This window comes from Variovorax rhizosphaerae (assembly GCF_037889975.1).
GTDB lineage: Bacteria > Pseudomonadota > Gammaproteobacteria > Burkholderiales > Burkholderiaceae_C > Variovorax > Variovorax rhizosphaerae.
Genome location: NZ_JBBKZT010000013.1, coordinates 75,037 through 89,069 on the forward strand (window position 1 = coordinate 75,037; position 14,033 = coordinate 89,069).

Sequence of the window (14,033 nt, forward strand, 5' to 3'; positions counted from 1 at the left end):
ACTGCGCGTCACCTTCCCCTTCTTTTCCCAACGGATTTACTCATGACCGCAACTCTCGACCAAATCAAGCAACTGCGCGACCTCGGCGCAGCAACAGTTTATGAAGCTCAGGGCGCCAAAGGCGCTTTGGACAATGGCGTCAAGCCGATTGACCCCACCGTGCGCATGGCGGGCCCCGCGCTCACCGTCGACGCGCGTCCTGCCGACAACCTGATCCTCCATTACGCGGTTCTCAAGGCGAAGCCGGGTGACGTACTGGTTGTCGACGCGAAGGGCTTCATGGAAGCCGGTCCGTGGGGCGATGTGCTGACGATCCAAGCCATGAAGCTTGGAATCGCGGGACTTGTCATCAACGGCTGTGTGCGAGACGCCAACCTCATCATCGACCTCGGCTTCCCGGTCTTCTGCCGCGGCCTGTCAATCAAGGGCACGGGAAAGAACCAGCCCGGCAAGGTCAACGTGCCGATCGCCATCGGAGACGTCCTGATCCAGCCCGGCGACATCATCGTGGGGGATCGCGATGGCCTTGTCGTCGTTGCACAAGGCGACGTCGAGTCGGCAATCGCCAGCAGCCTCGCCCGTGAAGAGAAGGAAGCGAAGCAGCGCAAAGCAATCGATGAAGGCGCCACGACAGCGGAACTTCTCAATCTTACCGACACGCTCAAGCGGTTCGGCTTGGTCTGACCTCAACCCAAACGGAGAACATCATGCGCAAGCTCATCACTACCTTTGCACTTTTTGGCGCTGCCGCGCTTGTCACTTCCGCCGCGCACGCCGCCGACATCTACCCCTCCAAGCCAATCCGCATGGTGGTAGGCTTCGCTGCTGGTGGCTCCGCCGACATTAATGCGCGCATCGTTGGCCAGCAACTGGGCAAGGAGTTGGGCGGCACGATTGTGGTCGACAATAAAGGTGGCGCTGGCGGCAACCTCGGCGCGACGGAGGCCAAGCGCGCTGCACCGGACGGCTACACCTTCTTTTACGCCACCTCGGCCGTTGTGCTCGCGCCGTCGTTGTACGCGAACCCCGGCTTCAACCCTTACGGGGACTACACCCCTATCTCTCTGACGGCGACCATTCCGTTGCTGCTGGTCGTCAATCCGAAAGTTCCCGCCAAAGACGTGAAGGAACTAGTTGCCCTAGCGAAGGCGAAGCCAGGTGAGATGAACTACGGCTCCTCGGGCTCTGGCGCCCTGCTGCACCTTGGTGGCGCCCTTTTCACCAAGGAGATGGGCATTCAGGCCACGCACGTTGCCTACAAAGGCAGCGCCCCCGCTGTGGCCGACCTGCTTGGCGGAAGCACGCAGTTCATGTTCCTGCCAATCAACGAAGCTTTGCCCCAAGTGAAGAGCGGTGCCTTGCGCGTGCTGGCCATCACGAGCGAAAAGCGATCCGCCCTGCTGCCTGACGTTCCCACCATCAAGGAAGCGACCGGAAAGAGCACGATGGATATGGGCGCCTGGCAGGGCTTGATGCTGCCGAAGGGCGCACCGGAGGATGTGGTCAGCAAGGTCACGGCAGCACTGAAGAAGACGCTTGCGGACAAGTCCCTGCAAGAGCGGCTGACCGCTCAAGGCTCAGTGGTTCTCGGCGGAAGCGCCAAGGAGTACGCCGACTACATGAAGCTGGAAGGCGACCGCTGGGCACGCGTGATCCGTGAAACCGGCGCGAAGGTCGAGTGACGCTAGTCACCACCGCGCATCCTGCACGAGTGATCCAGGCAGTCCCGCCAAGGACCGCTGAGCTGCTCACCTGAAGCAGCGCCACATCCCATTGCTCCGCAGTATTCGAACAACACAGGAGACACCTATGACAACACAAACCCAGCCTGACCTTCACGCGGTGACGATCCGAAAGATCAAATGGCGCATCCTGCCATTCCTCGTCGTGCTCTACATCATCGCGTTCATTGACCGATCCAACATCGGCTTTGCGGCACTCAAGATGAATGGTGACCTCGGCATTACCTCAACGCAATTTGGCATTGCAGCCGGATTGTTTACCGTGGGCTACTTCCTCTTCGAAGTGCCGAGCAACATGCTGATGGGCCGCTACGGCGCGCGAAAGTGGATCGCACGAATCCTGGTCACGTGGGGCGCAGTCGCTGCGCTGACCGGACTTGTTCAAAACTACATGCAGCTCGCGGTGATCCGTACGGTGCTCGGCATCGCCGAGGCAGGCTTCTTCCCTTGCGTGCTCCTGTACCTTACCTACTGGTTTCCCCAAAGGGAACGCGCACGGGTCGTGGCCCTGTTCATGGTCGCCTTGCCCATCGCGACGCTGGCGGCAGGACCACTCTCCGGGCTGATCCTGGACCACATCCACTGGGGCGGTATTGCCTCTTGGCGCTGGGTCTTCATCCTTGAAGGCATCCCCGCTGTCTTGCTGGGCATCCTCGCGCTCTACATCCTGGTCGACGGACCGCGCGCTGCGAAATGGTTGTCGCCCGCCGAGAAAACATGGCTGATCGGTGTGCTCGAAGCCGAGGAAAGCGCCAAGCTCAAGCAATACGGTCATGTCTCCTTTTGGAAAAGCCTTAGCGGCGTTCGGATCTGGCTGCTTGCATTCATCTACTACGCCAAGTCCGTAGCGGTCTATGTCCTCGCGTTCTATTCGCCGCAGATCTTGAAGGGCCTCGGCCAGGATCTGAGCAATACGGCGGTCGGCCTCCTTAACGGATTGCCCTATGCGGTTGCAACTGTCGTGATGGTGTGGTGGGCGCGCCATTCGGACCGCATGCAAGAACGCCGCTGGCATGTGGCGCTGCCTTTGTTCGTAGCGGGTGTCGCCCTGGTGCTGATGGCACTAACCAGCAGTAATTTGTGGATCTCGCTTGCGCTGCTGACGATCATCACTGCGGCAATCTATGCACCGTACGGGCCATTTTGGGCGATGCCTTCACTGTTCTTGTCGGGCTCGTCGGCAGCCGTTGGCCTGGCGGCAATCAACTCGATCGCGAATCTGGGTGGCTTCGTCGGCCCGGTGGTGTTCGGCACGCTGAAGGATTCGACCGGGTCCATCTACGCGGGGTTGGCTTTCGTGAGCTTAACCCTTGTGCTCGCCGGCATCCTTGTCGTGCGATTGCGTTTCGTCAAAGACGCGGAAAGGCGAATGCGAGCGTTGCAGCCGACGTTGGCTTCTTGACGCGCGCGTCGCTGAAAGCGCCTCACCGCCGGCCGCCTTGTCCCGCCACGCCACCACCCAACCTTCTCGCCCAGTCGGTGGCGTTCAACCCCATTTCTTTGGAGTAATCGCTCATGGTTCAAGACACTCTTCTCGATCGACGCCAGTTCTGCGCACTGGGCACCGCAGTGCTGGGCCTCGGCGGATGCGCGGCAAGCGCAGACGGTGTCGTTCCGTATTCCGCGGGAGTGGATCGCCCCAAAACCGCGGCACCGGCAGGGGCCACGGATTGCCACATGCATTTCTTTGACAAGCGCGTGGCGACGGTGCCTGGTGCACCGGTGCTGCATCCCGATGCATTGGCACCTGACTACCGCGCCTACCAACGTCGAATAGGCACCCAGCGTTGTGTGCTGGTGACGCCCTCGGCTTACGGAACCAACAACCAGGTCATGGTGGAGGGCATGGCTGCGATGGGCGCTGCCGTTTCGAGAGGCGTCGCAGTTCTTCGCGCCGACGTTTCCGACGCCGAGCTCAGGCGGCTGCACACGCTGGGCGTTCGCGGCGTTCGGTTCAATCTGGTTCAAGCAGGCGCTGTGACGATCGACCAAGCGAGGCTCCTGTCCCCTCGCTTGGCCGATATGGGCTGGCACATCCAATTCCATCTGCTCGGTGAACGTTTGCCCGACGCGTACGAACTGCTGGGTGGCCTGCCTTCGCGCATCGTATTCGACCACATGGGGCGTATTCCCTTGGCAGAAGGCACTTCGAGCGCTGGCTATCAAGTCTTGCGCCGCTTGATCGACAAAGGGAACACCTGGGTAAAGCTATCCGGACCTTACCTAAGTTCGACGCAGGCGCCGCAATACCCAAATGCGTCCGCGCTTGCTAAAGCACTTGCAAAGGCAGCGCCAGAGCGCATGGTCTGGGGCAGCGACTGGCCTCATGCCACCGAGAAAACCAAACCCAATGACGCCGTCATTTTCGATCTGCTGGCCGACTGGGCGCCGGAAGCGAGTGTTCGTCGACGCATTCTTGTCGACAACCCGGCGAAGGTGTACGACTTTCCCGCTCCCTAGAAACCGATTCATGATCGCCTGAATCGCGCCGCAGCTTGATCGAAACATCTCAACGGAGGAGCCTCAGGCTTCATTCAATGACAAAACTTCCTGCTCCCCTGCCGAACGACCCCAAGCTTATCGATGTGAGCGCTTTGACGGCCCGCTTGACCGCCGCGCTCAAGGGCGAGGTGCGCTTCGACAATGGCGCTCGCGCGCTCTACAGCGCCGATGCGTCGAACTACCGTCAAGTGCCTATCGGCGTCGTCATACCCCGGACGACCGAGGACCTCGTCGAGGCTGTGCGTATCTGCCATGAGTTTGGGGCGCCGATCCTCCCCCGAGGCGGCGGTACGTCGATGTGCGGCCAATCCGTCAATGTTGCGGTGGTGATCGATGCGTCGAAGTATCTCAATCATGTGCTCGACGTCGATCCAGTGAATCGCTGCGCCCATGTCGAGCCGGGCGTGATTTGTGATGCGTTGCGCGACGCCGCCGAAGTCTTCAACCTGACCTTTGCACCGGACCCCAGCACACACAGTCGCTGCACATTGGGCGGCATGATAGGGAACAATTCGTGTGGTCCGCATTCCGTAATGGCTGGCAAAACTGAAGAGAACATCGAGGCGCTCGAGATCTTGACCTACGACGGTGCCCGCTTCTGGGTAGGACCGACTTCGCCCGACGAACTCGAACGGATCATTGCCGAAGGCGGGCGGCGTGGGGAAATCTACGCAGGCCTGAAGGCCTTACGCGACCGCTACGCCGACGAGATTCGTTCGCGCTTCCCCGACATCCGCCGGCGCGTCTCCGGCTACAACCTCAACCAGTTACTGCCTGAGAACGGTTTCAACGTCGCTCGTGCGCTGGTTGGAACCGAGGGCACCTGTGCGCTGGTGTTGCAGGCAAAGACGACCCTCGTATCGAGCCCGCCAGTCCGCGTGCTTCTGGCCCTGGGATACCCTGACATTTACCTTGCCGGCGATGCCGTGCCAAGCCTGATGCCGTTCAAACCAATCGCGCTGGAAGGTGTGGGCGACGGCATTATCGAAGGCTTGCGCGAACGCGGGTTGAAGCTCGACGACATCGCGTTGCTGCCCAACGGCAACGGGTGGCTGCTGGTCGAGTTCGGGGCTGACTCGCGGGAACAAGCAACAGCGCAGGCCGAGGCGCTGCGGGAGTACCTTCAAGCCCAACCGGAACCGCCGGACATGCGACTCATCGTCGAGCCCGTACTCCAGCAGCGTATCTGGTCGATCCGTGAACTCGGCACGTCGGCGACACAACTGAGTGATGTGCCGAGCAAGTCCGACGCCATCGTCGGGTGGGAAGACGCCGCGGTGGATCCCGCGCGGATGGGCGACTACCTGCGCGAGTTCCAGAAGCTCATCGACCGGTACGGCTACAAGACTTCGTTGCTCGGGCACTTCGGGGACGGCTGCGTCCATGCGCGGATCGATTTTGATTTGCGCACGCTTGAAGGCTTGAAAACCTGGCGGGCTTTTCTTACCGAGGCAGCACACTTGGTCGTCAAGTACGGCGGCTCGCTCAATGGCGAGCATGGTGATGGACAGGCCAAGGCCGAGTTCTTGCCGATCATGTTCGGCGAGCGTCTGATGCAGGGATTCCGCGAGTTCAAGGAGATCTGGGATCCCCAGCATCGGATGAACCCCCGCAACCTCATCAATCCGCACAAGATCGAGGAAAACCTGCGCATGGGGCCGGATTACAAGCCGCGACCCGTGAAGACCTTCTTTGCCTTCGCCGACAAGCAGGGCAGCTTCAATCGCGCGGTCGAACATTGCGTGGGAATGGGTAAGTGTCGCGCGAAGGAGGCTGGCACCATGTGCCCCAGCTACCGCGCGACTGGAGAAGAACGATATTCGACGCGCGGCCGGTCTCGCCTGTTGTTCGAGATGTTGCGCGGCGAAGTCATCACCGACGGGTGGCGTAGCGAAGAAGTCAAGGAAGCGCTCAGCATGTGCCTTGCCTGCAAAGGCTGCAAAAGCGACTGCCCAACCCATGTCGACATGGCCACCTACAAAGCTGAGTTCCTGTCGCACTATCACGAGCACAAGCGCCGACCGATCCAGGCGTACTCGATGGGCATGATCGGCAGTTGGGCAGGCCTGGCAAGCGCACTGCCGTGGCTGACCAATTTCATGACGCAAACGCCTGGCCTGCGAAGCATCGTGAAAGCCGTCAGTGGCATTGCGCAACAGCGCACCATTGCAAGGTTCGCGTCGCAGACGTTTCGCAAACGCTTCAGTTCGCGCGAGCCGAGCGTGGGCCACCGTGGCCAAGTACTGCTCTGGGCCGACACCTTTAACAACTACTTCCATCCCGAGACCGCGATGGCCGCCGTCGAGGTGTTGGAACACGCCGGCTATGAAGTGATCATCCCTTCGGTTCGCCTGTGCTGCGGGCGCCCGCTGTACGACTTCGGCATGCTCGACCAAGCCAAGCGGCAGCTGCGCGACATCCTCCAGGCGTTGAGCCCTCAAATTAGTGCCGGGATTCCGATCGTTGGTCTTGAGCCTGCCTGCGTTGCGGTTTTCCGCGACGAGATGGTCAACTTGTTTCCGCAGGATGCATGCGCCCGCAAGATGGCCTCACAGACCTACTTGCTTTCCGAGTTCCTCGTCAAGCGTGCTGACTACGTGCCGCCAAAACTGGACCGCAAGGCGCTCGTGCATGGCCATTGCCATCAGAAGGCCATCGTCGGCATGGCCGACGAAGTGAAGCTGCTCAAGGCGATGGGGCTCGATATGGATCTGCTCGATTCGGGGTGCTGTGGCATGGCCGGCTCGTTCGGTTTCGACAAGAAGAAGTTCGACGTCTCGGTGAAGATTGGCGAATTGGTGCTGTTGCCTGAAGTGCGAGCCGCGGCGCAGGACACGTTGATTATCACTAACGGATATAGCTGTCGGGAGCAGATCGAACAGTGCGGCGATCGAAGGGCGCTGCACCTGGCCGAGGTCCTACAGATGGCGATCCGAGCATCCCGCAGCGTTGAGCGCCACCATCACGCCGAGAAGTCCGAAGGCCCCGTTGAGATTTGGTGACGCATAACCGAAAGTGAATGACCTGGAGTCCTGACGGTGCGGACTTGCTGCATCCCGTTCAGTTGCTGCTGGCCTTCGTGATGGCCAAACCACAGAGAAAGCGACATGTGTCGCAGCAGAGCGCCGTCATAAGCGCGACCGAGCATTGCGAGAAGTTTTGAAGAGCTCCTTTGATCCGTGTGGATTCATCGTATGCACTGCGCCGGCGTGGTTCTAACTCGCCGATGCGATTGGGAATGAAGGATCTTCATCGCATCGCGAGAGAAAGTTATCAAGGCCACCTTGGCAAAGCTCAATTGAGTTCGCCTTGCGGTGTTCATATCGGATTTGGTGTCAATGGACACGACACGAGGAAATTGAGTCATGGCATTAGTTGTTGGAATACCTAAGGAAACGGCGGCGGAAGAGAAGCGCGTCGCGACCGTTCCCGACGTGGTTGAGAAGCTGATCAGGCTGGGATTCTCGGTGGCGGTGCAGAGCGGGGCGGGCGACGCGGCCAACTTCGACGACGACGCCTACCGCGCGGCCGGCGCGCAGGTGCTACCGACGGCGGCGGACCTCTGGGCCAGCAGCGACATCGTGTTCAAGGTGCGTCCCCCGTCCGCGGTGGAGGTGGCTCTGATGCGCGAAGGCGGCACCCTGATTGGTTTTGTCTGGCCCGCGCAAAACCCCGAACTCATGCATCGGCTGGCGGACAGGAAGGCCACCGTGCTTGCCATCGATGCCCTGCCGCGCCAACTGTCGCGCGCGCAGAAGATGGATGCCCTGACCTCGCAGGCCGGCGTCGCCGGCTACCGCGCGGTGATCGAGGCCGCCAATGCGTTCGGCCGCTTCTTCAACGGCCAGATCACCGCCGCCGGCAAGATTCCACCTGCCAAGGTCTTCATCGCCGGGGCCGGTGTCGCGGGCCTGGCCGCGATAGGCACGGCCGCCGGCTTGGGCGCCATCGTGCGCGCCAACGACACGCGCGCCGAGGTGGCCGACCAAGTCGTCTCGCTGGGTGGCGAATTCGTCAAGGTCGACTACGAGGAAGAGGGCTCGGGCGGTGGCGGCTACGCCAAGGTGATGAGCGAGGGCTTTCTGCAGGCGCAGCGCGAGATGTACGCCAAGCAGGCGAAAGAGTGCGACATCATCATCACCACCGCGTTGATTCCGGGCAAGCCGGCACCGCGGCTGATCACCGCCGAAATGGTGCGCAGCATGAAGCCGGGCAGCGTGATCGTCGACATGGCGGGCGAGCAAGGCGGCAATTGCGAGCTGACCGAACCAGGCAAATCCGTGGTCAAGCACGGCGTGACCATCGTGGGCTACACCGACCTAGCGAGTCGCTTGGCCAAGCAGTCGTCGACGCTGTACTCGACCAACCTGCTGCGCGTGACCGAGGAGCTGTGCAAGACAAAGGACGGCGTTGTCAACGTCAACATGGAAGACGATGCCATCCGCGGCCTGACGGTCATTAACGACGGCGCCGTCACTTGGCCGGCACCCCCAATCAAGATGCCGGCCGCGCCGCAGGCCAAGGCCGCGGCAGCGTCGGTTGCCGTTGCCAAGAAGGGGCACGGCCACGGCACCAGCGAGCCCATGTCCGCCAAATCGCTGGCCATCACCTTTGGCGTCGGCGCGATCGTCTTCCTGCTCGTCGGGCTGTTCGCACCGGCCAGCTTCCTCGCGCACTTCACTGTGTTCGTGCTGGCCTGCTTCATCGGCTACATGGTGATCTGGAACGTGACGCCGGCACTGCACACGCCGCTGATGAGCGTGACCAATGCCATCTCGTCGATCATCGCCATCGGCGCGCTGATCCAGATCGCGCCGCCGCTCGTTGCCGGTGCCGACGCCGCCAACCGGCCGGCGCTGCTGATCCTGGGCCTAGCCGTGTTCGCGCTGGCGCTCACGGCCGTCAACATGTTCGGCGGCTTCGCGGTAACGCGTCGCATGCTGGCGATGTTCCGCAAGTAACAAGGAGCCGGACATGACCGCAAGCCTCTCCACCGTCTCTTACATCGGCGCGACCATCCTCTTCATCCTCAGCCTCGGCGGGCTGGCGAATCCCGAGACCGCACGTCGCGGCAACGTCTTCGGCATGGTCGGCATGAGCCTGGCCGTAGTGGCAACGGTTCTCGGCCCGAACGTCACGCCGGCCGGCTACGCGTGGATCGTCGGTGCGCTCGTCATTGGCGGGGCCATCGGCCTCATCGCCGCCAAGAAGGTGCAGATGACGCAGATGCCCGAGCTGGTGGCGTTGATGCACAGCTTGGTGGGCCTTGCCGCATGCCTGGTCGGGTTCGCCAGCTACGTGGACGCCTCGACGGTGTTTCTGACAGAGGCCGAGAAGACCATCCACGAGCTGGAGATCTACATCGGCATCCTGATCGGCGCCATCACGTTCTCCGGCTCGTTGATCGCGTTCGGCAAGCTGTCGGCCAGGATCGGAGGCAAGCCGCTGCTGCTGCCGGGCCGGCACTGGATGAACCTGCTGGGCTTGCTAGTCGTGATCTGGTTCGCACGGGTGTTCTTGCATGCCGACAACATCTCGGCCGGCATGATGGCGTTGCTTGTGATGACTTTGATCGCGCTGCTGTTCGGCGTGCACATGGTGATGGCCATTGGCGGGGCCGACATGCCGGTCGTGGTTTCCATGCTCAACAGCTATTCGGGCTGGGCGGCGGCGGCCACGGGCTTCATGCTGAGTAACGACCTTCTGATTGTCGTGGGCGCGCTGGTGGGCTCGTCGGGCGCAATCCTGTCGTACATCATGTGCCGCGCCATGAACCGCAACTTCATCAGCGTGATCGCGGGCGGCTTCGGTTCGGCCGCCGGCAAGCCTGCCGCGGCGGGCGGCACGCAGCCGGCCGGCGAGGTGGTGGCGATCAGCGCAACGGAAACCGCAGAGTTGCTGCGCGAGGCTAGGAGCGTTGTCATCGTGCCCGGCTACGGCATGGCGGTGGCGCAAGCCCAGCATATGGTGTGTGAGATCACCAAGATCCTGCGCGCTAAAGGCGTGAACGTACGCTTCGGCATCCATCCGGTGGCCGGCCGCATGCCAGGCCACATGAACGTACTGCTGGCGGAGGCCAAAGTTCCCTACGACATCGTGCTGGAGATGGACGAGGTGAACGAAGATTTCCCGGCCACCGACGTGTCGATGGTCATCGGTGCCAACGACATCGTGAATCCGGCCGCGCAGGAAGACCCGGGTAGCCCGATTGCCGGCATGCCGGTATTGGAGGTTTGGAAGGCCAAGACCTCCATCGTCATGAAGCGAAGCATGGCGTCCGGCTACGCCGGCGTGGACAACCCGCTGTTCTACAAGGACAACAACCGGATGCTGTTCGGCGATGCCAAGAAAATGCTCGAAGGAGTGCTGGCGGCGCTGAACGCGTGAGGCACGGTCTATTGCCATGAGGTCAATTCGCGAGGTAGTAGCAAGTTCAGCTACATCCCTACATATAGAAGAACCGTTTTGGAACTCCGATGAAACAAGAAAACACTGTCATCACCGAAGAGGAAGCCCATCCCAACGCAGTGGCGCTGTTGAAGGACTACCGGCTCATCTACACCGGTGCCAAGTTCACCCAGGATGAGCTTGTGGCATTGGTCGAACGAGAACAGCCGGTTGCCGTTCTTTCCCGCCATGGAACGATCGATGAGCAGGTGCAGACGGTATCCAAGAAACTCGGGGTGATCGGCCGGCATGGCGTGGGGATGGACTCGATCAACAAGGTGGCGGCGAAGCGGCTTGGCATTAGGGCCATCGCGGCGACCGGCTCGAACAGCGAGGCCGTGGCGGAATTGGCGCTCGGATTGATTCTGCCGTGCGCTCGTCGGATGACGCGGTTGGACAAGCGCATGCATGGGGGCCATGGGACAAACAGACCTACATGGGCTTCGAACTTTCCGGCGCGACGCTTGGAGTGGTCGGATGCGGCTCTATCGGCGGCAGGGTGGTCACAACTAATGATGAAACCATGACCTTAAAGCAACTTGAAGCCTTTTATTGGGCCGCAAAGTTGGGCAGGATGAGCATAGCGGCGCCTCGTCTGCATGTCACTTACGCCACCCTCGCCAGGCGCATTGCGGACCTTGAGGAGTCGGTGGGTGCTCAACTCTTCGACCGCTCGAGTAAGCCGGCAGATCTAACGTCTACGGGCCGTAGGCTCTTTCCGCTGGCTGGGAAGATACTTGACCTGAAAGAGCAGATCTCGAACGAAGTTGTGACCGTTCCGGCCGCGCCGAAGTACGTCGAGCTGAGATAACCGTTGTCCACACGGGGAGCGGCGCACTCGCCCGACGACCGATTTTGTGAGCCTTTAGGTTTCCGAGACCGCAGCATATGGCGGATGCAAACCGCTGTCTGTGACATCTGGGCAATGAGGGCCTGGGTGCCTGGGTGTAGTAAGCAGCAGGCGCAAGACCGGCCCGGCTCGAGTGAATTCGGCATTGGACGCATGCGCACGAAGCCGGTAGCCTGGCCCGCACTCTGCACGAGCGCCCGATTGGGCGTCGAGTTGCCGCCCATGAAGCGCGAAACGCGTGCCAAGCCCACCCTGCGGACGACCGCAAACTCGGCCAACGCACCATTCTCCAGAACGTAAAGCAGAGAGACGATCGCCGTCGTTGGAAAGTAAACACGGGTCTTCCGCACTTTGTGTCCTTTGTGTGACGCAGCTGCCGCGAGAGCACGTCATGCGGGGCCAAGCCCCGTCGCAGAAGGGGATCGCCAGTTCGGAAAGGAAATGTGATACCGCTGCGCCAATCGTTCCGAAGGTCGCCGCGTCGTCTTCGCGGGCGATCGGATTTTTCAGCCGATGGTCGCGCGCGCCTTTTGCTCGAGCGTCCTGCATTCCGTCGGCGGCGCGTAGCCGAGAGTGAAATTTCAACTGCGGCGGTGCTTGCAGCGGAAAGGCGCGTCCAGCAACCGTGCATCGACTTTGTATGCCGAGCGGCGACCGCATTTTCGACAGACATCGCGCCGGGCGTCACCGTGGATCGGACAACGCACATCTCGCTCGAGCTGGAATAATCGGTTGTGATAGGCAGCGCTGATGCATCTCGGACAAAACCGGAGTAAAGGGCTTGTGTCGTTTCGTGCCGCGATGCATGCCTTCGCGCACGTTGCGCGGGGGGAGGCCTAGCAGCCGCGCAACCCCTGCGATGTCGACGTCGGCAGGCACGGTACCCTCAGAGGGATCGATCGCACGGCCACACCCAGGAGCGCTGAAACAGTATTCCAGTCGCTGGAACAGCGGGTGTTCATCGAGCGTAGTGTCAGCAGTGTCACAACGCCGGCCCCTTCATTGCGTCATTGCAGTACTGCACGTCAAGCGACGATGCTGCTCAGCGCATTGCTGACCGCCCGCCGCGATTGGATGTAGCCACAACTGCGCACGGCCCGATCCCACATGGCGCGATCGGGCTGGTAGCCGGGCGCAAATGGCGAGAGAATTGGATGGCCCACTGCGGGTTGCGTAGAGCGGCGCGTCGCAGGACAGTTCCTGGGTGCAAGGTGGCGTAGCTGAGTCAGGTGCCTCTCTCAGACTCGCGCGCGCGGCCGCGGCGTAGGAGCTCGAACACGGCGCCACGTACGACGGGCGGATCGCCCATCGCGAATGCCTGCTCAAGACCAGAGAGGGACACGGGTTCGTGAACGTAGTGGTGTGGCTTGCGTGGAAACGATCGGCGGCAACATCCGCTGCCAGTTGACGATCCACATCGCGGCCGCAGCAAGCTCAGCAACTGCGACACGTCTCAGCGGGATGTCTCTCACGGTGGGGAACAGGATTTCATCCTCGTCGTCAGTGACCAGCAGCAACTGTTCGCATCGTTACGCCGAACCCAGAAATCGACGGGACTAGATTTTGGTGCGGGAGTCAAGCGAAGAAGACGTTCACAAAAGCACAGCACCGTCAGATCGCCCTCCAGGCGTTTCCACTGATCGAAGGTCGCACGATCGAATAGGCGAACCCGCCTGCCCAGCTTGGGCCTGATGCCCTCGAGCAGCCGGACACCGCGTGGCCGTGGTACGGGTGTCGAGAAGCGTGGTGCAAACTCCTCATGGTTCAACACCTTACGCAGCCCCCGAGGAACTGGATTCGCGAAGTATCGAATTTGCTTTGCGCGGCTAGCACGTACAAGATTTACTTTTGTTTCTGGTGAGGGTAAATCTGTGAATACGCGAGGCGCCACAGGTAGACGGCGCACTCAGTCGGTACTAGATTTACTTTCTTCTACGGGTAAGGCCTCGATCATCCGAACGCTTGCGGACCTGATAAATGCTCGGGCCGCGTGGCCATAACGGTAGCGCGTCACAACCGCATGGGTATGACAGCGAGTGACGACGTCGCGTTTGCAACAAGCCGGGAACGCTCCGCGTCAAAGAGTCGTGCGTCTGCAAAGGCAATTTGCCGTCCGATTCTGTCGACTCGCGCCACGGCGATGAAATTCCCCTGCTGGCCGGCGCTCTGCATGTTCACCGTCAAGCTGATGGTGGCACATGTATAGCCGGGCTTTAGCTGCGCGAGTACCGCCATGGCCATGGCAAGGTCCAGCATGTTTGCCAATGTGCCGCCGCCCACCACGCCGTTGCCCTGCGTGGCACTTTGCGGCGCGGTGAATCTGATCACGAGTCCGGCGCCCTCGCTTTCTAAAAGCAGGGCAGACAAGCCGGCCAGTGCGGGATTGACGTCCAAGGGAACGTTTCGGCCTCCGGAGACCATCGCGTTTGCGATGTAGGCCCGCGTGGGGTTGTCTGCTGCCAGCAGGGTTTCCGACATCTCGTTCGACTCCC

General features: G+C 61.3%; 10 protein-coding genes and 1 pseudogene. 9 read left to right on the plus strand and 2 right to left on the minus strand.

From position 1 onward, the window contains the following. Positions 1-42: 42 nt before the first annotated feature. From WKW82_RS25795 to WKW82_RS25835, 9 genes are all read left to right on the plus strand, one after another. The gene (locus WKW82_RS25795; RefSeq protein WP_340345300.1) at positions 43-684 is read left to right on the plus strand and encodes a 4-carboxy-4-hydroxy-2-oxoadipate aldolase/oxaloacetate decarboxylase; all 642 of its coding nucleotides are present in this window, start codon (positions 43-45) and stop codon (positions 682-684) included. Positions 685-707: 23 nt separating this feature from the next. Beyond that, on the plus strand, positions 708-1,682 hold the full coding sequence (locus WKW82_RS25800) for a Bug family tripartite tricarboxylate transporter substrate binding protein (protein ID WP_340345301.1): 975 nt from the start codon (positions 708-710) through the stop codon (positions 1,680-1,682). 127 nt (positions 1,683-1,809) lie between these two features. Next, on the plus strand, positions 1,810-3,144 hold the full coding sequence (locus tag WKW82_RS25805; protein ID WP_340345302.1) for an MFS transporter: 1,335 nt from the start codon (positions 1,810-1,812) through the stop codon (positions 3,142-3,144). 113 nt (positions 3,145-3,257) lie between these two features. Next, positions 3,258-4,202: an amidohydrolase family protein gene (locus WKW82_RS25810; RefSeq protein ID WP_340345303.1), complete on the plus strand. Its 945-nt coding sequence runs from the start codon at positions 3,258-3,260 to the stop codon at positions 4,200-4,202. 77 nt (positions 4,203-4,279) lie between these two features. Next, entirely contained in the window at positions 4,280-7,246 is a 2,967-nt protein-coding gene (locus WKW82_RS25815; RefSeq protein ID WP_340345304.1) for an FAD-binding and (Fe-S)-binding domain-containing protein, read from the plus strand. A 363-nt stretch (positions 7,247-7,609) separates the two neighbouring features. Beyond that, complete coding sequence (locus WKW82_RS25820) at positions 7,610-9,205, plus strand: Re/Si-specific NAD(P)(+) transhydrogenase subunit alpha (protein WP_340345305.1); 1,596 nt, start codon at positions 7,610-7,612, stop codon at positions 9,203-9,205. Positions 9,206-9,218: 13 nt separating this feature from the next. Further along, complete coding sequence (gene pntB / locus WKW82_RS25825) at positions 9,219-10,631, plus strand: Re/Si-specific NAD(P)(+) transhydrogenase subunit beta (protein WP_340345306.1); 1,413 nt, start codon at positions 9,219-9,221, stop codon at positions 10,629-10,631. An 89-nt stretch (positions 10,632-10,720) separates the two neighbouring features. Then, positions 10,721-11,218, plus strand: coding sequence for a Rossmann-fold NAD(P)-binding domain-containing protein (locus tag WKW82_RS25830; protein WP_340345308.1), 498 nt, complete (start codon positions 10,721-10,723; stop codon positions 11,216-11,218). Next, positions 11,128-11,502 carry a LysR family transcriptional regulator gene (locus tag WKW82_RS25835; protein WP_422823583.1) on the plus strand — a complete coding sequence of 125 codons (375 nt, stop codon included), beginning with the start codon at positions 11,128-11,130 and terminating at the stop codon, positions 11,500-11,502. The genes WKW82_RS25830 and WKW82_RS25835 overlap by 91 nt, the downstream gene beginning before the upstream one ends. Before the next feature lie 77 nt (positions 11,503-11,579). Here WKW82_RS25835 and WKW82_RS40670 read toward each other — a convergent pair. Together WKW82_RS40670 and WKW82_RS25840 are read right to left on the minus strand one after the other, a co-directional pair. Then, positions 11,580-11,876: pseudogene (locus tag WKW82_RS40670) on the minus strand (Crp/Fnr family transcriptional regulator); the annotation flags it as partial. 1,675 nt (positions 11,877-13,551) lie between these two features. Next, on the minus strand, positions 13,552-14,019 hold the full coding sequence (locus WKW82_RS25840) for a PaaI family thioesterase (RefSeq protein ID WP_340345310.1): 468 nt from the start codon (positions 14,017-14,019) through the stop codon (positions 13,552-13,554). Positions 14,020-14,033 lie beyond the last annotated feature (14 nt).

Coding starts and splice junctions, on each gene's coding strand:
- WKW82_RS25810 (WP_340345303.1), top strand. CDS start 3,258: ATGGTTCAAGACACTCTTCTCGATCGACGCCAGTTCTGCGCACTGGGC.
- WKW82_RS25835 (WP_422823583.1), top strand. CDS start 11,128: ATGGGCTTCGAACTTTCCGGCGCGACGCTTGGAGTGGTCGGATGCGGC.
- pntB (WP_340345306.1), top strand. CDS start 9,219: ATGACCGCAAGCCTCTCCACCGTCTCTTACATCGGCGCGACCATCCTC.
- WKW82_RS25815 (WP_340345304.1), top strand. CDS start 4,280: ATGACAAAACTTCCTGCTCCCCTGCCGAACGACCCCAAGCTTATCGAT.
- WKW82_RS25820 (WP_340345305.1), top strand. CDS start 7,610: ATGGCATTAGTTGTTGGAATACCTAAGGAAACGGCGGCGGAAGAGAAG.
- WKW82_RS25840 (WP_340345310.1), bottom strand. CDS start 14,019: ATGTCGGAAACCCTGCTGGCAGCAGACAACCCCACGCGGGCCTACATC.
- WKW82_RS25795 (WP_340345300.1), top strand. CDS start 43: ATGACCGCAACTCTCGACCAAATCAAGCAACTGCGCGACCTCGGCGCA.
- WKW82_RS25830 (WP_340345308.1), top strand. CDS start 10,721: ATGAAACAAGAAAACACTGTCATCACCGAAGAGGAAGCCCATCCCAAC.
- WKW82_RS25800 (WP_340345301.1), top strand. CDS start 708: ATGCGCAAGCTCATCACTACCTTTGCACTTTTTGGCGCTGCCGCGCTT.
- WKW82_RS25805 (WP_340345302.1), top strand. CDS start 1,810: ATGACAACACAAACCCAGCCTGACCTTCACGCGGTGACGATCCGAAAG.